Genomic DNA, 16,261 nt, shown 5'->3' with positions numbered 1-16,261 from the left:
AGCGTACGCCGGGGCCTACTCCGTCACCTCCGCGCGATCCACGCGGAACGTCTCCGTCCGACCGTCGGGAGCCGTCACCGTCACCTCGGCCACGCCCGATCCCCCCGGGAACACGCGCAGCGTGAGCCCGTCGAGATAGTCGTAGTCGGGGCGGTCGTCCCGGGCACCCCACGGCAGCACCGCACCGGGCCGCACGTACAGCGGCAGCGAATCGAAGCCGTGCGTCTCACGGAGCCACTCTCCGCCCGTGACCCGCTCCCCGGAGAGAAGGTGCGTCCACTCCCCCGCGGGCAGGTAGAACGTGACATCCCCGGATGCCGAGAACACCGGCGCCACGAGAACATCCGACCCGAGCATGTACTGGCGGTCGAGGTGCAGCGTCGTGGGATCGTCGGGGAACTCCAGCGCCATCGGCCGCATCACCGGAACGCCCGTGGAAGCAGCCGAACGCGCCGCCGCGTACAGGTAGGGCATCAGGCGCAGCTTGAGGCGGGAGAACTGGCGCGTCACGTCGACCGCTTCTTCGTCGAACGCCCACGGCACCCGATACGAGTCCGACCCGTGGAAGCGGCTGTGCGACGACAGCATCCCATACGCGATCCAACGCTTGAACACGGCCGGGTCGGGAGTCCCCTCGAAGCCGCCGATGTCGTGGCTCCAGAACGAGAACCCGCTCCACGCGAGCGACAAACCTCCGCGCAGCGTCTCCGCCATCGACGCGAACGTCGAGGAGTTGTCGCCGCCCCAGTGCACGGGCATCGTCTGCCCGCCCGCCGTCGCCGACCGCGCGAAGAGCACCGCCTCGCCGACGCCGCGCTCCTCGACGAGCACCTCGTGCACGGCCTGGTTGTACAGCTGCGCGTACAGGTTGTGCATGCGCTCGGGATCCGTGCCGTCGAAGTACACGACGTCGGTGGGGATCCGCTCGCCGAAGTCGGTCTTGAAGCAGTCCACCCCCTGCGCGATGAGGCGCCGCAGGTACGACTGGTACCAGCGCACGGCATCCGGGTTGGTGAAGTCGACGAGCGCCATGCCCGGCACCCACAGGTCCCACTGCCACGGCGTGCCGTCCGGGCGGCGCACGAAGTAGCCGTTCGCGACCCCCTCGGCGAACAGCGGCGAACGCTGCGCGATGTACGGGTTGATCCACACCGATACGCGGAGGCCCCGGTCGTGGAGGCGTCGGAGCATGGCATCCGGATCCGGGAACACCCGCTCGTCCCACGTGAAGTCGGTCCAGTTGAATTCGCGCATCCAGAAGCAGTCGAAGTGGAACACCGACAGAGGCAGGTCGCGCTCGGCCATGCCGTCGATGAACGAGTTCACGGTCGCTTCGTCGTAGTCGGTCGTGAACGACGTGGTGAGCCACGTGCCGAACGACCACGCCGGCACGACCGGCGGCCTCCCGGTGAGCGCCGTGTACCGCTCGAGCACATCCTTCGGGGTGGGTCCGGCGATGACGAAGTACTCCAGCGCCTCGCCCGAGACGGAGAACTGCACGCGCTCGACGTTCTCGGACCCGATCTCGAACGACACGTGCCCGGGGTCGTTGACGAGCACGCCGTACCCGCCCGACGACACGTAGAACGGCACGCTCTTGTACGCCTGCTCGCTGGAGGTGCCGCCGTCGGCGTTCCAGATGTCGACCGTCTGGCCGTTCTTCACAACGGGTCCGAAGCGTTCGCCGAGGCCGTAGACCGCCTCGCCGACGCCGAGGTCGAGCTGCTCGTGCAGGTAGTGCCGCGCGAAGGGCACGCCCGTGTCGGCCCCCGTGTTCGAGATCACGCCGGTCTCGACGTCCGCCCCCTCGGCGAGACTCACGCGCCCCAGGGAGCGGTGGCCACTGCCCGTGACCCGCGTCCCGTCGACCTCGAACGACAGGTCCCACGGCGCCCCCGGTGTCACGCGCGCGGTCAGTCGACCCGCGGTGAGCGTGCCAGCCGCGACGTCGACGGCCCCGCCGCCCACGACCGCCCCTGGCAGCGCGAACCCGACGGGCCGCCGCGCCCCGTCGTGGTGGACGATCCGCACTCGCACGACACCGTCGAGCGGCGACGACAGCGTCACGGTGAGGACGCTGCGGTTGAGCACGTCGCCGCGCTTGGCGATGACCTTCGTCGGCGCGTGCACGACCAGCCCCGGCCCGTCGGGGGTGTCGGCGGACTCGATGTCGTACGCCTCGGCGGCGTAGTCGACGGTGACGCCCGGCCGCATGAGCCAGAAACCATCGGTGAACTTCATTGCGTGACTGCTCCTGCCGTGATGCCGCGAGTCGGCGTAGACGAAATGGGGAAGACCCTCACTTCACGGCCCCCGCCGTGATGCCACGCGAAAGCGTGCGCTGGAAGATCAAGAAGAAGATGAGCGTCGGGATGATGCCGAGCAGAGCCGAAGCGCTGATCGTGGTGACATCCATCAGTCGGTCGCCCTGCAGGACGCTGATCGCGACGGGCACGGTCTGGTTGTCGTTGGATGCCAGGAACGTCAGGGGGATCAGGAACTCGTTCCACGTCCAGATGAAGAAGAAGATGACGAGCACCGACAGCGTGGGACGGCTGATCGGGAACACGACGCGCCACAGGATCTGCCACCGGGTCGCGCCGTCGATCGCGGCGGCCTCGAGGATCTCGCGGGGGAACGTGCCATAGACCGACGACAGCAGGTACGTGCCGAAGGCCGCCTGGACCACCGTGAACACGATGATCACCGACAGCAGATTGTCGTACAGACCGACGGATTTGAACATGTAGTACAGCGGGTAGAGCAACGCTTCCTGCGGCAGCAGATTCGCCAGCAGGAACAGCAGCACGATCCCCGTGCGACCGCGCACCCGCCCGATGCCGATCGCGAAGGCGTTGAGCATCGAGATGAGCACGGCGAGCACCGCGACGACGCCCGAGATGAGGACCGAGTTGCCGACCTTGCGGGGGAAGTCGACCCGGTTCCAGAAGTCGATGATCCCGCCGAAGTCCAGCTGCTGCGGCAGGGCGAGCGGCCCCGACGTGGCGTAGTCGACCGGCGACTTGAACGAGTTCACGAGCACGAGGTAGAACGGCGCGAGCACGAGCAGCGCCCCGACGACGACGAGCGCGAGCAGCAGCCAGTCGACGGGTCGCCGACGGCTCATGCCGCCGCGGGGTCCGCGACGCGGGGCGCGCCCGGTGGTGATGACGGCGGTGGCGGTCACAGTCCGGCCCTTTCCTTGCGTTCGAGCGAGGTCTGCACGCGGATGAACACGATCGACACGATGACGACGAGGATCGTCAGCACCGTCGCGATGGTCGCGCCGTAGCCGACGTTCCGCTTCGTGAAGAACTCGAGGTAGGCGTAGTACGCCGGGACGATGGTGGAACCGGCGGGCCCGCCCTGGGTGATGACGTAGACCGGGCCGAACACCTTCAGCGCCGCGATCGTGCACGTCAGGGTGACGACGAAGATCTCGGGGCGGATGATGCTGATCGTGATCGCGGTGAACCGCTGGAACCAGTTCGCCCCGTCGAGCTCGGCGGCCTCGTACAGTTCGGGGTCGACCCGCTGCAGCGCGGCCATGAACACCACGACCGGGTAGCCGATCTGCACCCAGACCAGCACGACCATGAGCACGATGAGCGCGGACGGCATCTGCCCGAGCCAGTCGTACGACGGGATGCCGAGGCTGCCCAGGATCTGGTTGAGGGCACCGGTGTCGCCGGGCCGGACGATCCAGCCGATGACGATGCCGGCCACGGCGATGGGGAGGATCTGCGGCAGGTAGTAGGTCGCGCGGAGGAAGCTGCCGACCTTGCCGCCGAACTTCCGGCCGACGACGTCGAACAGCAGCGCCGCCACGGCGAGACCGATGACGGTGGGGACGACGACCATCGCGAGGACCATCCACACCGAGTTGGTGAAGGAGGTCCAGAAGTCCTCGTCGCCGACCAGCTTCACCCAGTTGTCGAGGCCGATGAACTCGGGGTCGCCGACGCCGCGCCACTTGGTGAACGTGAGCAGCACGTTCCACAGGAGCGGCACGATGACGATCACCAGCAGCAGCATGAAGCCGGGCAGCAGGTACATCCAGTAGCCGGCGGTACCGCCGCTGCGTTGGGGGATGGCCGGCTGCTCGGGCGGGAGTGCCACCCGAGCAGCCGGACGGGAGAGGAGAGCCATCAGCGGAAGTCCGCCGTGCCTTCGTCGTACTTCTTCCCGAGGTTGGCGTTCGTCGTCGCCGCGTCCTGCGAGCCGGTGACCAGGCCCTGCAACTCCTGCACGAGCACGTCGTAGAAGCCGGGCGCGGGCCAGTCGGGGTAGAACGACAGACCGTCCTCGTCGAGGATGCCGTTGAACGTGTCGATGAGCTCCTTGCTCTTGGCATCCGTGATGTCGGCGGTGTCCGCCGCGACGGGCACGCCGCCGTTGTTGCCGATGATCGCCTGGATCTCGGGGCTCATCGTGATGTCGATGAACTGGTAGGCGAGGTCCTTCTGCTTCGAGCGCTCCGGCACCACCCAGAGGTTGCCCGAGGAGCCGAGCGACAGCTTCGAGCCCGGGAAGGCCGCGAGCGACCAGTCGAACGTCGCGTCGGAGGCGAAGCGGCCGTACCACCACGAGCCCGAGACGAAGATCGGCGAGGTGCCGTTGATGAAGGAGACTCCGGCATCCTCGGCCTTGACCGACGAGACGTCCTTCGCGATGTAGCCCTTGTCGACGTAGTCCTTCAGGGTGTCGGAGGCGTAGGTGACCTCCGACCCCGTCCAGTCGACGGGGTTCTTGTACAGCTGGTAGTCGTCGACCCACGAGCGGTCGGCCTGGGTCAGCGCGAGCTGGTACCAGAGCTGTCCGAGCGGGTATTCGGCGCCGGCCTCGGCGAGGGGCGTGATGCCCTTCGCGACGAACGCGTCGAGCACCTTCACGAACTCGTCGTAGGTCTTCGGCACCTCCAGCCCGGCAGCTGCGAAGGCGTCGAGGTTGTAATAGACGCCGACGAACTCGCCGTAGTTCGGCACGCCGTACCAGGTGTCGCCGCCCATGACGCCGTCGGAGGTGTACTTCGCGGTGGTCTGCAGCGACGGGGCGAGCTTGGCATCCCACCCGTACTGCGTGACGGCGTCGCTGATGTCGGCGATGAGCCCGGTGCTCGCGAGGAAACCCGCGGTGGCGTTGCCCTTGTTGAACTCGAGCAGGTCGGGGGCCGCGTCGGTGTCGAGCACCTGGCTGGCGGTCTTCTGGATCTGCTCGAAGGACTTCTCCTCGACCTTCACCGTGGCGCCGGTCTGCTCCTCGAAGATCGGGATGGCGGCGTTCCAGGCCTTGGCCATCGCACTGTCGGCGCCTTCGTAGTGCCAGAGCGTGAGGGTCTTGCCGGCGCCGTCGGTCGATCCGGCGTCACCGCCTCCTCCGCTGCAGGCGGAGAGGGCGAGGGCGGCGACGGCGATCGAGCCGACGGCCGCGAGGGCTCGGGTCGCGCGTCGTTGTGCGTTCGTGCGTGCCATCGTTGGCACTCCTTTCACTGTGATCCGCTGGGTTGGTGGGTGTCCGCTAGCGGGGGCGGATGCGTCGAAGCGCTTCGATAATGGGCGAACGACGCAGGCTGTGGAGATGGGAGGGTCAGTCGGAGGGAGCCGCGGCGACGGAGCCGCGCTCGAGATAGGTCGGTGGGATGAGATGGAGACCGGATGCCACGGGGCGTCCGGCGATCAGCTCGATGGCGAGGTCGACCGCGAGCTCGCACGAGCTCTGCGGCACCAGCGGGATCGAGTCGACCGGGGTGGGCTGCGTGTCGGTGTCGAAGCTGCTGCCGACCGACACGATCGAGACGTCGCCCGGCATGCTCTTGCCGAGCGTGGCGAGTTCGACGAGCACGACCTGCAGCACTTCTTCCGGGGCGTGCAGCACGATCCCGGTGACGCCGGCCGCGATGAACTCGCGCACCGACTCGCGCACGTGGGCGCGGTCGGTGACGACCTCGCCGGATGCCACGGCCCGGGCGTGCCCGCCGCGCTCGGCCGCGCGCGCCACGACGGCGGCGCGCACGCGGGGCGGGAAGTTCGACTTCTCGTACGCGCGACGCGATCCGCCGATCAGGCCGATCTCGCGGTGCCCCGCGTCGGCGAGTCGGTCGACGGCCTCGACGGCCGCGCGCTCGAAGTCGAGGTCTACGCACACGAGCTCGTCGTGGTCGTTCGGGATGCCGACGAACAGCGTCGGCGTCGCGCTGGCGCGGGCGATCGCGACGCGCGCGTCGTCGGGGGCGACGTCCAGCACGAGGATGGCATCCACGAGTCCGCTCGCCGCGACCCGCTTCATGCCGGCCGACGCGTCTTCGTCGGTGAGCAGGAGCATGTCGTACTCCTTGCGGCGGGCGGCGACGGTCATGGCGTGCATGAACGCCATGTGGCTGGGCGCGTGGCTGTCGGCGCGCAGCGGCTCGGACAGCGCGAAGATGTGCGTCTGGCTGCCGGCGAGCATGCGGGCACCGGCGTTGGGGCTGTACTCGAGTTCGTGCACCGCGGCCTGGATGCGGCGTCGCGTCTCGGCCGAGACCGGGCGCTTGCCGCTCAGCGCGTAGGAGACGGTGCTGATCGACACGCCCGCGGCGCGGGCGACTTCGTCGATGCCTGCCATAGCGACTCCCTCGTAGCTGTCTAAGCGCTTCCGGGAAGCGCTTCGACGGCAAAGCTAAACCACGTCCGGTCGGAGCGCAAGAGGTAAGTTGGGGAACGCAACAAAATCCGGACGGCCCCGGGCTTCGAAGACATCAGATGGTGGCGCACCCTGCCCACCGCGGGCCCGTCCGCGAGGCGGCCCGCACCACCCGACGCGGGAGCGAGAGATGCGCGAGTCGCACACGCGGGCATTGGCGTCGCTCGACGCCTACGCGAACGTCACTGATCTGCTGGTCCGTCGTGCCGCCGAGGCGCCCGATCACGCCGCCTTCGAGGTGCCTCCGGCCGCGAGCCCGAACGACCCGGACGGCACCGGAGCGTGGGTTCCCGTGTCGACCGCGACCTTCCTCGACGAGGTGCGCACCCTCGCGAAGGGCCTCATCGCCATCGGCCTCGGGCCCGGCGACGCCGTCGCGATCATGGCGCCCACGCGGTACGAGTGGGCGGTGGCCGACCTGGCGACGTGGTTCGCCGGCGGGGTCGTCGTTCCGGTCTACGACTCTTCGTCACCGAGCCAGGTGGCGGCCATCGTCGCCGACGCGCGGATCCGCGTGGGCATCGGGGGCACCGCGACGCACGTCGACCTGCTGACCTCCGCCCTGGCATCCGCGGACGGCGCCATCGGGGTCTGGGGGATGGACGATCTCGACGCGCTCCGCACGCACGGCGTGGCGGTCGCCGACGACGAGCTCGAGCACCGGCGCACGCGCGCGGGACACGACGATCCCGCCACGATCGTCTACACGTCGGGCACCACCGGCGAACCGAAGGGCGCGGTGCTGACCCACGCGAACTTCCTCGGCCAGGTCCTGAACATCGCCGCGGCCTACCGCGAGGTGGTGCACTCCGGGGGCAACACGATCATCTTCCTTCCGCTCGCGCACGTCCTCGCGCGGGGCCTCCAGCTCATCTGCATCGCCAGCGGCATGCGCATCGCGCACCTGTCCGACGCCGCCGCCGTGGTCCCGACGCTCGCGACGCTGCGCCCCACGTTCCTGGTCGTGGTCCCTCGGGTGCTGCAGAAGATCCAGGCCGCCGCGGGCGACAAGGCCGCCGCCAAGGGCCTGTCGGGCGTGTGGGCCCGGGCGCGTGCGACGGCCGTCGCCGAGGGGCGCCTCGCCGAGCTGCGGGATGCCGGCACTCCCCGCCGCGCCCCGCTCGGTCATCGGGTGCGCCACGGAGTCTTCGACGTCCTGTTCTACCGTCGCCTCCGCGCCGTGATGGGCGGCCGCGTCGACTACATGCTCTCGGGCGGCGCGACCCTCGACGGCGAGCTGTCGCTGTTCTTCCGCGGACTGGGGGTTCCGGTCATCGAGGGCTACGGCCTCACCGAGACCACGGCGCCGCTGACCGGCAACCTGCCCGGGCGCATCGCCTCCGGCACGGTCGGTCTGCCGTTGCCGGGCTCGACCGTGCGCATCAGCGACGAGGGCGAGGTGCTCGCGAAGGGCGTGGGCGTGTTCGCGGGGTACCGCGACCCGCGGCACGACGGGGACGCGTTCGTCGACGGCTTCTTCCGCACCGGCGACCTCGGCCGCCTCGACGACGCCGGAAGGCTCGTGCTCGAGGGGCGCCTGAAGGACGTCATCGTCACCTCGAACGGCAAGACCGTCGTGCCCGCACGCTGGGAGTCCGCGGTCGAATCCGACCCGCTCGTGCAGCACGCGGTCATGGTCGGCGAGGGCAAGCCGTATCTCAGCGCCCTCCTGATCCTGGATGCCGAGCAGGCGGCCGCGTGGGCGGCATCCACCGGTCTGCCTTTCGATGTCCGCACCCCGACAGACCTGCGCGCCGTGGACGAGCCGCGGTTGCACGCGCACCTGCAGCGCACCGTAGACGCCGCGAACGCGCTGGTCGCCCGCAGCGAGCAGGTGCGCCGCTTCGAGCTCGTCGTCGCCGACCTCGACGACCGCGAACTCGTCACCCCCACCATGAAGATCAAGCGTCGCGTGGTGGTGCATCGCGCCACCGAGACGATCGCGTCGCTGTACCGAGGAGTCCCGTCATGACCGCCCCCGTTCCCCCCTCCACCGGCTCGCGCGCGACGCAGAACCGTTCGGCGCTGATCGCCGTGATCGTGGCGGTGCTCATCGGCGCGGGGCTGGCCGTCGCCGGAAGCTTCTCGGGAGCGCGGGTGGCCGGCATCCCGGTGTTCGCCCTCGCGGTGGCGGCGGCGTTCGTCATCCAGTTCCTCGTCTTCATCCCCTCGGCGCTCCGCCGCACCGAGCGCTTCTTCGACCTCACCGGCAGCCTCACCTTCATCGCGGTGTCGGTCGCGGTCGCCCTCCTCGCCCCCGGTCAGGACGCCCGCGGGTGGATCCTCGCGGCGATGGTGATCGTGTGGGCGGCACGCCTGGGCTCGTTCCTCTTCGCCCGCGTGCACCGTTCGGGGTCGGACGGCCGGTTCGACGAGATCAAGACGAAGCCGCTGCGCTTCCTGCAGGTGTGGGCGATCCAGGGCCTCTGGGTGTCGCTCACCGCGTCGGCCGCGTGGATCGCGATGAGCGCGGATGCCGGAGACCGCGCGCCCCTCGACGGTTTCGCGATCGCGGGGATCGTCGTGTGGATCGTGGGCATGGTGTTCGAGGTCGTCGCCGACCTGCAGAAGCAGGCGTTCCGCGCCGATCCGGCGAACAAGGGCGAGTTCATCCGCACGGGCCTGTGGTCGCGCTCGCGGCACCCCAACTACTTCGGCGAGATCCTCGTGTGGGTCGGCGTGTTCCTCGTGGCGGTGCCGGTGCTGCAGGGCTGGCAGTGGGTGGCGGTGCTGTCGCCGCTGTTCGTGATCCTGCTGCTCACCCGGGTCAGCGGCATCCCGCTTCTGGAGAAGCGCGCCGACGTGAAGTGGGGCGATCGCGCCGACTACCGCGCGTACCGCGACAGCACGCCCGTGCTGGTGCCGGCGTTGACGGTGCGCGCGGGCGTCGAGGTGCCGCGGTAGCGCCTGGCAGACTGCCGGGATGAGCCGCCACACGATCCTGCTCGGCGTCGAGGGAGTGCTGCTCGTCGAGATCGACTCTCCCGCCCGCGACTACGCCGCGATGAGGGAGGGTCGCGAGTACGCGCCGCTCCCGGTTCCGGGCGACGGCGCCGTGACCCCCGACGGCCGGTTCTTCTTCCGCCGGCCCATGGTCGACGGCATCCGCGAGCTGGCCGCCGCGGGCGCCGACATCGTCTGGCACACCCGCCGCCTCACGGATCCCGACGCCCTCCGCGCCCTGGCGGAGCACCTCGGTCTCGCGGATGCCGTTCGATTCCCGGATACCGCCGAACTCCCGGCCGCCCCCACCGACGACCGCGTGGACACGGGTCCGAACGTGCTGTGGGAGCACTGGAAGGTGCGGGCGCTGATCCAGCGAGCCCGCGATCTGCCCCCGGGCGACGAGGTCGTGGTCGTCGACCCGACGCTCGACTTCACCGCCCACCGGATGCCCGACGGGCTCGTCCGCCGATCGGGGCGGAAGGATGCCGACGGCATCGGCGGCGTGAAGACGGTCGACGTCGTGGGCCTCGACGAACCCCGCCTGGACGCGCTACGCGCGTGGGTCGCGGGCGGGCCGGTGCCGAGGGTCTAGCGCGCGGTCACTCGGCCGAGCGGAAGTACCGCCGCAGCGCGTCGCGCGTGGCGGGCGTGCGCCACAGAGCGGTGGCGGTGACGGCGAGCGACGCACCGCCGACGAGGGCGAGGACGATGACGGGGGTCATGGCTGCTCCTGGGGGGACGAGAGAGCGGATCCTTCCCCACTCTGCGCGATGGATGCCGTCTGGGCAAGGCTCCTCCCCGGATACTCGGGAGTTCGGGCGAATGACTGAGGTTCTGCGCCCGTGGCGTCCGCGACGCGGGTACGGCCAGTCGTCCGGAGGACCGGGCGCTACTTCCGCCCCACCCGCCGCTCGACGAGCTTCCGCGCGACGTCCATGAAGCTCGGCGCGTACTTCGCCCACTCCTGGTCGAGTTTGCGCACGTCGATCTTGCCGGTGTGCAGCAGCTCGCAGATCTTGAGCCAGCTTTCGCCCGTCGCCGCCGTGAGCGCCGCCGCCACCGCCGCGTTCACGACGATCCCCGCGCCGGGGATGAGCTTCAGGAAGCTCGTGGCGAGCGCCCGCCCTGCCACCTGCACGCCAAACTGCGCGAGTGCTCCGGCCGAGAGCATTGTCTTGACCTCGAGGTCGTAGATGGCGGCGATGCGCCCCATCATCGTCAGCTGGATCGGCGCCAGCGTGACAGCATCCGAGACAGGAAGCGGAACGGATGCCGCCCCCGCGGCCGCTGCGGACGCCGCGGCGATGATCGGCCGCGCCATCTCCCTCTTCCACGGGAGGTTGAGTCGCTGTGCGATGCGAAAGGCGTCCTTGTCGCGGTCGGGGGCGAGTTCGAGGGTCTGCGTGACAAGGTCACCGAGGCCGTGCCCCTTCCCCTTCCCGTGGCGGTCGCGGGTGGAGGTGAGGATGACCCGTCGGTACGGGATACGAAGATGCTCGCCCGTCGCCGGGTCGACGGGGTCGTTGAGCCAGTCGACGAACGCCTGCAAATCCTTCGCGACCCCCTGGTGCCCGGTGATCGGGTTCTTGATCCAATCGACCTTGGTCAGCGCGAGGATCACCGGCAGCCCCCGCGCATCGAGCTCGCGGATCACGGCGATGTCGGCCGGGGTGAGCCGGTCGTCGGCGGCCCGCACGCAGTACCAGACGACGGAGATCTGGTGATCGCCGGGGTGGGCCGCGATGGCATCCAGGTGGTTGCGCAGCTGCTGATCCGGCGCGACGGGCGAGCCGATCTCGAACCCCTCCACGTCCCAGATGCCGAGCGAGTCGTCGCTGTAGAAGTGCACGCCCCGCGTGACCGGCAACCCGCGCCCGACCTTCGCCCAGTCGCGCCCGAACACCGCGTTGACGAGCGAAGACTTGCCGACACCGGACGCGCCGACGATCGCGAGGTTGAACCGGCCGTAGCGCGACTTCGCCTCGGACGTCGCCTCGACGAAAGCCTTCTCGTCGAGCTGCCGCGCATCGGTGTTCTTCTTCGCCATGGTCCCGCCTCCCCGAACGTCGACCTCAGGATGCCGCGACTCGCACGACGGATGAGGTCATGCCGAATCTACGGCTCACGCTCGGCCTCGCGTCGGCGGAGGGCACCCCTTGCGCGAAGGCGTGTGGAAGGTCACGGCTGCCGCCGCACCCCCGCCCAGCCCTCGCCGTCGCGCGAGAACACGATCCGGTCGTGCAACCGCGACGGACGACCCTGCCAGAACTCGATCTCGCGCGGCTCGATGCGGTACCCGCCCCAGTGCGGCGGCCGCGGCACCGGGGACCCCTCGGGAAACCGCTCCTCCACAGAAGCCATCTGCTCCTCGAGGGCGGCTCGGGATGCCACGGCCTCCGACTGGTGACTCGCCCAGGCCGACAGCTGCGAACCGCGCGGTCGCGAGGCGAAGTAGGCGTCGTCACGCTCCGCCGGCAGCGGCGTCGCCGCGCCGAGGACGATGACCTGCCGCTGCAGCGCGTACCAGGGGAACAGCACCGACACCGCCGGATTCCCGGCGAGCGCCCGCCCCTTCCGCGACTGCCGGTTCGTGAAGAACCACAGCGCGCCGTCGTCGTCGATCCCGCGCAGCAACACGGTGCGCGAGGTCGGTGCGCCGGTGGCATCCACCGTCGAAACGACCATCGCGTTCGGTTCGGGCAGGTCGGCGGCATCGGCCAGCCACCGCTGGAACAGCGCGATCGGCGAGGCGGCGAGCGCGCCGTCGTCGAGCTCAGCGAGCGTGTAGTCGAGCCGGTGGGCGAGGGGATTCTCGTTCATCGCGCGGTCCTCCGGTGGGTGGCTGGGGCAAGAGCGTATGGCGATCCGCACACCGCGCGACAGGTGATCTCGTGCGGTCAGTAGCGGTGCTCACAGCTACACGACGGTCGAACTCGGTCAGCACCCGGTCGGACGGGATCCCCCCTGCGGACCATCACGCGAGCACATCTTGAAGGACTGCCGTCTTGGTGTCTGCTGCGTCGACTGCGAATAGGGGCCGCTGACACCGAACGAAGAAGCCCCCGACCGCTTGGTAGTGAGGGTAGTCGGGGGCTCTTGTCGATCGTCAGACGGAAGCGAACTGAATGTCTTTCGGTGCCGGGATGAAGGGCCGCTCATCGTCAAGACGCGCGGGTAGGCGAACGCCGTTCGGCTTCATCATCAGGTAGTCAAGGAACGTCTCGACGGTCGCATCGACACCAGGCCGCTCCCCGTCGGAGGCGAGATCCTCGGCTTCAGCAGCACCGATGGCGCACGAAGAATCAATGAAGGCCAGCATCGTGACTCTGTTCTCGCTGCTCACGAAGACGTTGGCGTACCCACCAACCTTCTCGATCCGCCCGAGGAGCACCGCGAGCAGTTCGTTGCTGAGGGCGGCGACGACAGGGTGGTGTCCGTCGTTGTTGACGACCGGAAGTTCTTCGTCGGCGAGAGCGCCGACGGCAAGGTTAATGTTGATCGAGTTTCGGAACTTGTCGAGTTCGGACGCGATTTCCATGTTCACGACCTCCTATCCCGGATCATAGCCGCAACCGTCATGGCGATGCTGTTAGCAGCGCGGTATGCGATTTCGACGTCGTCCACCGTGTCGAGCCGATGGATGAGCTTGTGCTCATCGGGACTCTCCGGCGGGTGGATGTGACAGCGACCTCCAGCGCAGTCTACTCGGGCGACCTGTTCCCATGAGCCGTCTTGACTCCAGTCACCGACCTGAACCAGCAGGACGAAGTCCACCATTCGACCTTCGTGCCGCCACACGCGGATCTCAACCCGAATGTCTCCACTCTCGTCCAGCGACTGATGCCACTCCTTTTCGACACACTCGGTCCGATCTGGGGGTACGTAGTCACCCTTCTCACGCGTGAGCTCTGCGTCGACTGCACGTTGCGCGTCCTTCAACGCTTTCTTGCGTTGTTTGGATGCGTCCTGCGGCATAACGGTCAGCCTATGAGATTCCCACTGGGTACGGCCGTAATGACGATATGGCCCCGGCTTACGCCCACCCGAAGGCGAAGGACGCCGGGGGCGAGCGAGGTCAGTAGAGATCGGGGGCCATCCGGCGCAGCAGACGGTCTTGCCGTGCGTTGGCCTCCCGCATGTCGCTAATTGCCTGACGAGTGTCGTCGTTGTTCGCCACGATGGGCGTACCATCCGGAGCCTCCCCAAGAGTCTGCGTGTCCAGACGCGCCTGCGCTGAGGTCATCAGCTCGAGGATGGCGTGCAGCTCGTCGAAGTCCTCTTGGGTCTTTGTCCAAACTCCAATCCGATCTGATATTTCGGACACTTCGTAGCCGTCAGGTAGCTCGTCGACAGCGTGGCCTCGCAGCGGACCATCCAGCAGCATGTAGCGATTCATGCCGCTCATTCTGTCGACCGGGCGAGAAATGCGAAACGCACCCGGCATCCACCCGCCCGTGAAGGTGAGCGACGCCGGGGGGGGCGTGGTCTTGCCGCAGCCCAGGGGGTCCGTACAGCAGCAGCCCGCCGGGGAAACGCTTCCCGTAGAGGCGTCGCAACTCGGGATCGCGCAGCGGAGCCAGGAACGACGCCGTCAACCGCTCCGTTATGCCCCAACCTGCCAACGTCGGCGAGAGTCAGAGCCGAGGACTCCGCGTGCACGGCCCGTTTCGTCCTCACTCGACGGCTCGGCCTCGACTAAAGCGGGCGCCACGATCTCATCGGTGTCGCCCTCGGCGGCATCCCAGTCGAAAGGGGCGCCGGTTTCCTTCCGCGGGGTCTCCGAACGCTCCACCGAGGGCGCCCCGGAGAGAGCAGATGCCATGAGCACAGCGGCGCGGGGATGCCGGGGGTCCGCTGCCATCAGCATTCCTAGGTGCACGATTGCCTCGGACATTCGGCCGATCTGCATGAGGAGTTCGGCTGTGTGGAGGCAGCGCATCGTCGTCCGGCGCGCGTTCCAGCGCGCGAAGCAACGCGGACACCACATCGTCAGTCACGCGGCATCGTGCGACCTCCTCACGACATGGCCGCGTCGGCCATGCCTACGTCACGAGCGCGGTGCCAATCCGTCCGAGACGACGCGGATTCTCATCGCGCTCGCAGCACGAGTGCGGTGAGAAGACGTGCATCCGCGGAATGCACACCCCGCACCCCGAGTTGCACCCGCGTGGAACTGCCCCCGCCTCGAAAGGACACCCGTGAGTCTGTTCAGCCCCACCACCGTCGGCGCCGTCGACGTCCGCAACCGCGTTTCGCTCGCCCCGATGACCCGCCTGCGCGCGAGCGCCGACGGCGTTCCCGGACACCTCATCGCGACGTACTACGCGCAGCGCGCGGGCATCGGCCTGCTCGTGACCGAGGGCGTCTTCCCGAGCCCCGAGTCGCGGGCGTACCCGGGTCAGCCGGGCATCGTCACCGACGCGCAGGCGGCCGGCTGGGCGAAGGTGGCGGATGCCGTGCACGCCGAGGGCGGAGCCGTGTTCATGCAGCTCATGAACGGCGGACGCGTCTCGCACACCGACATCACCGGCACCGACCGCATCGTCGCCCCCTCGGCGATCGCGATCGAGGGCGAGACCCGCCTCGCCGACGGCTCGAAGGTCGCCTTCCCCGTGCCGCACGCGCTCGAGACCGCGGAGCTCGCCACCGTCCGCGACGAGTTCGCCGCCGCCGCCCGTCGCGCCGTGGATGCCGGATTCGACGGCGTCGAGCTGCACTCCGCGAACGGCTACCTGCTGCACGAGTTCCTCTCCCCCGCGTCGAACCAGCGCACCGACGGCTACGGCGGATCGCCCGCGGCCCGCGCCCGCTTCGTCATCGACGTCGCCGAGGCCGTGGCGGCCGAGATCGGCGCCGGCCGTGTCGGCATCCGGATCTCTCCCGCACACAACATCCAGGACGTGTGGGAGAAGGACGACGCCGAGACCCGCGCCACGTACGAAGCGCTCATCGCCGGCCTCGCGCCCCTGGGCCTGGCGTACCTCAGCGTGCTGCACGCCGACCCCGCGAGCGAGCTGATCCAGGACCTCCGCCGCGCCTTCGGTGGCACGTTCATCGTGAACTCCGGCTTCTCGCGCGTCACCACCCGTGACGAGGCCGTCCAGGCGATCGACGACGGCATCGCCGACCTCGTCGCCGTGGGTCGCCCCGCGATCGCGAACCCCGACCTCGTCACGCGGTGGGAGCGCGGCGCAGACGAGAACGCGGTCGACCAGGCGTCGGTCTACGGCCCCGACGAGCGCGGCTACACGGACTACCCGTTCCTCCAGGGCTGAAACGGGAGCGGGGCCCCGCGCGAATGGTGGATGCCACCCGCGCGGGGCCCCGCTCATCGGTCCAAGGTCAGTGACCGACCTGCTTCTGTCGTCGCGCAGCGCTGGTGAGAACCGTGGTGAGAATCAGGAACACGACGATCGTGATGGTCCCGGATGAGGATAGAGCGGCACCCCTCGCCGTCCCCACCCCCACCAGGAAGCTGGCGACGACGAGTCCCACGCCGATCCCGAGGCCGAGGATGCCGAGCATCAGGCCGAGCGTCAGAAATCGGTTGTCGGCGAACATGTCACGTGTCTCCTCTACTGAGCCCAGCAGCTGGGAACGACCACACCGGGTACCCCTCCGTTGAGGTAGATGG

General features: G+C 69.0%; 16 protein-coding genes. 4 read left to right on the top strand and 12 right to left on the bottom strand.

The features are described from left to right. Positions 1-15 precede the first annotated feature (15 nt). The 5 genes from yicI to CSIV_RS09500 all read right to left on the bottom strand — a co-directional run bounded on the left by yicI (position 16) and on the right by CSIV_RS09500 (position 6,603). The gene (gene yicI, locus CSIV_RS09520; protein WP_077051133.1) at positions 16-2,241 is read right to left on the bottom strand and encodes an alpha-xylosidase; all 2,226 of its coding nucleotides are present in this window, start codon (positions 2,239-2,241) and stop codon (positions 16-18) included. Between the two features lie 58 nt (positions 2,242-2,299). After that, positions 2,300-3,187 carry a carbohydrate ABC transporter permease gene (locus tag CSIV_RS09515; protein WP_083735084.1) on the bottom strand — a complete coding sequence of 296 codons (888 nt, stop codon included), beginning with the start codon at positions 3,185-3,187 and terminating at the stop codon, positions 2,300-2,302. Next, complete coding sequence (locus CSIV_RS09510; protein ID WP_077051132.1) at positions 3,184-4,149, bottom strand: carbohydrate ABC transporter permease; 966 nt, start codon at positions 4,147-4,149, stop codon at positions 3,184-3,186. The genes CSIV_RS09515 and CSIV_RS09510 overlap by 4 nt, the downstream gene beginning before the upstream one ends. Further along, on the bottom strand, positions 4,149-5,471 hold the full coding sequence (locus tag CSIV_RS09505; RefSeq protein WP_077051131.1) for an ABC transporter substrate-binding protein: 1,323 nt from the start codon (positions 5,469-5,471) through the stop codon (positions 4,149-4,151). The genes CSIV_RS09510 and CSIV_RS09505 overlap by 1 nt, the downstream gene beginning before the upstream one ends. Positions 5,472-5,586: 115 nt before the next feature. Next, a complete protein-coding gene (locus tag CSIV_RS09500; RefSeq protein ID WP_077051130.1) occupies positions 5,587-6,603 on the bottom strand; it encodes a LacI family DNA-binding transcriptional regulator in 1,017 nt (338 codons plus the stop codon). 208 nt (positions 6,604-6,811) lie between these two features. Here CSIV_RS09500 and CSIV_RS09495 point away from each other — a divergent pair, with 208 nt between their 5' ends. The 3 genes from CSIV_RS09495 to CSIV_RS09485 are packed head-to-tail and all read left to right on the top strand — an operon-like array spanning position 6,812 to position 10,219. After that, on the top strand, positions 6,812-8,653 hold the full coding sequence (locus CSIV_RS09495; RefSeq protein ID WP_077051129.1) for an AMP-dependent synthetase/ligase: 1,842 nt from the start codon (positions 6,812-6,814) through the stop codon (positions 8,651-8,653). Next, a complete protein-coding gene (locus CSIV_RS09490; RefSeq protein ID WP_077051128.1) occupies positions 8,650-9,585 on the top strand; it encodes a DUF1295 domain-containing protein in 936 nt (311 codons plus the stop codon). Before CSIV_RS09495 ends, CSIV_RS09490 begins: the two co-directional genes overlap by 4 nt. A gap of 19 nt (positions 9,586-9,604) precedes the next feature. Further along, positions 9,605-10,219, top strand: coding sequence for a hypothetical protein (locus CSIV_RS09485; RefSeq protein WP_077051127.1), 615 nt, complete (start codon positions 9,605-9,607; stop codon positions 10,217-10,219). 7 nt (positions 10,220-10,226) lie between these two features. On the opposite strand, the gene CSIV_RS18715 is transcribed toward CSIV_RS09485, so the two are convergent. The 6 genes from CSIV_RS18715 to CSIV_RS09460 all read right to left on the bottom strand — a co-directional run bounded on the left by CSIV_RS18715 (position 10,227) and on the right by CSIV_RS09460 (position 14,023). After that, positions 10,227-10,349, bottom strand: coding sequence for a hypothetical protein (locus CSIV_RS18715; protein ID WP_274519546.1), 123 nt, complete (start codon positions 10,347-10,349; stop codon positions 10,227-10,229). A 167-nt stretch (positions 10,350-10,516) separates the two neighbouring features. Further along, positions 10,517-11,674, bottom strand: a complete 1,158-nt coding sequence (locus CSIV_RS09480; protein WP_077051126.1) for a GTPase family protein — start codon at positions 11,672-11,674, stop codon at positions 10,517-10,519. A 131-nt stretch (positions 11,675-11,805) separates the two neighbouring features. Beyond that, positions 11,806-12,447 carry a pyridoxamine 5'-phosphate oxidase gene (gene pdxH / locus CSIV_RS09475; RefSeq protein ID WP_077051125.1) on the bottom strand — a complete coding sequence of 214 codons (642 nt, stop codon included), beginning with the start codon at positions 12,445-12,447 and terminating at the stop codon, positions 11,806-11,808. A gap of 286 nt (positions 12,448-12,733) precedes the next feature. Next, positions 12,734-13,165: a hypothetical protein gene (locus CSIV_RS09470; protein WP_077051124.1), complete on the bottom strand. Its 432-nt coding sequence runs from the start codon at positions 13,163-13,165 to the stop codon at positions 12,734-12,736. 2 nt (positions 13,166-13,167) lie between these two features. Beyond that, positions 13,168-13,602 (bottom strand): DUF7718 family protein, encoded by a 435-nt coding sequence (locus CSIV_RS18060; protein WP_139340661.1) that lies wholly within the window; start codon positions 13,600-13,602, stop codon positions 13,168-13,170. Between the two features lie 100 nt (positions 13,603-13,702). Further along, entirely contained in the window at positions 13,703-14,023 is a 321-nt protein-coding gene (locus CSIV_RS09460; RefSeq protein ID WP_077051122.1) for a hypothetical protein, read from the bottom strand. A gap of 802 nt (positions 14,024-14,825) precedes the next feature. On the opposite strand from CSIV_RS09460, the gene CSIV_RS09450 reads away from it, so the two are divergent. Continuing rightward, a complete protein-coding gene (locus CSIV_RS09450) occupies positions 14,826-15,902 on the top strand; it encodes an alkene reductase (RefSeq protein ID WP_077051120.1) in 1,077 nt (358 codons plus the stop codon). 67 nt (positions 15,903-15,969) lie between these two features. Here CSIV_RS09450 and CSIV_RS09445 read toward each other — a convergent pair whose 3' ends face one another. Continuing rightward, positions 15,970-16,188 (bottom strand): hypothetical protein, encoded by a 219-nt coding sequence (locus tag CSIV_RS09445; protein ID WP_077051119.1) that lies wholly within the window; start codon positions 16,186-16,188, stop codon positions 15,970-15,972. Positions 16,189-16,261: the final 73 nt, after the last annotated feature.

This window comes from Microbacterium sp. CSI-V (assembly GCF_001984105.1).
GTDB lineage: Bacteria > Actinomycetota > Actinomycetes > Actinomycetales > Microbacteriaceae > Microbacterium.
Note: the sequence above shows the minus strand (reverse complement) of the source record. Positions and strands in the feature narration are given on the sequence as shown.

Coding starts and splice junctions, on each gene's coding strand:
- CSIV_RS09445 (WP_077051119.1), bottom strand. CDS start 16,188: ATGTTCGCCGACAACCGATTTCTGACGCTCGGCCTGATGCTCGGCATC.
- CSIV_RS09495 (WP_077051129.1), top strand. CDS start 6,812: ATGCGCGAGTCGCACACGCGGGCATTGGCGTCGCTCGACGCCTACGCG.
- CSIV_RS18715 (WP_274519546.1), bottom strand. CDS start 10,349: ATGACCCCCGTCATCGTCCTCGCCCTCGTCGGCGGTGCGTCGCTCGCC.
- CSIV_RS18060 (WP_139340661.1), bottom strand. CDS start 13,602: ATGCCGCAGGACGCATCCAAACAACGCAAGAAAGCGTTGAAGGACGCG.
- CSIV_RS09485 (WP_077051127.1), top strand. CDS start 9,605: ATGAGCCGCCACACGATCCTGCTCGGCGTCGAGGGAGTGCTGCTCGTC.
- CSIV_RS09460 (WP_077051122.1), bottom strand. CDS start 14,023: ATGAATCGCTACATGCTGCTGGATGGTCCGCTGCGAGGCCACGCTGTC.
- CSIV_RS09505 (WP_077051131.1), bottom strand. CDS start 5,471: ATGGCACGCACGAACGCACAACGACGCGCGACCCGAGCCCTCGCGGCC.
- CSIV_RS09510 (WP_077051132.1), bottom strand. CDS start 4,149: ATGGCTCTCCTCTCCCGTCCGGCTGCTCGGGTGGCACTCCCGCCCGAG.
- CSIV_RS09470 (WP_077051124.1), bottom strand. CDS start 13,165: ATGGAAATCGCGTCCGAACTCGACAAGTTCCGAAACTCGATCAACATT.
- yicI (WP_077051133.1), bottom strand. CDS start 2,241: ATGAAGTTCACCGATGGTTTCTGGCTCATGCGGCCGGGCGTCACCGTC.
- CSIV_RS09490 (WP_077051128.1), top strand. CDS start 8,650: ATGACCGCCCCCGTTCCCCCCTCCACCGGCTCGCGCGCGACGCAGAAC.
- CSIV_RS09480 (WP_077051126.1), bottom strand. CDS start 11,674: ATGGCGAAGAAGAACACCGATGCGCGGCAGCTCGACGAGAAGGCTTTC.
- pdxH (WP_077051125.1), bottom strand. CDS start 12,447: ATGAACGAGAATCCCCTCGCCCACCGGCTCGACTACACGCTCGCTGAG.
- CSIV_RS09500 (WP_077051130.1), bottom strand. CDS start 6,603: ATGGCAGGCATCGACGAAGTCGCCCGCGCCGCGGGCGTGTCGATCAGC.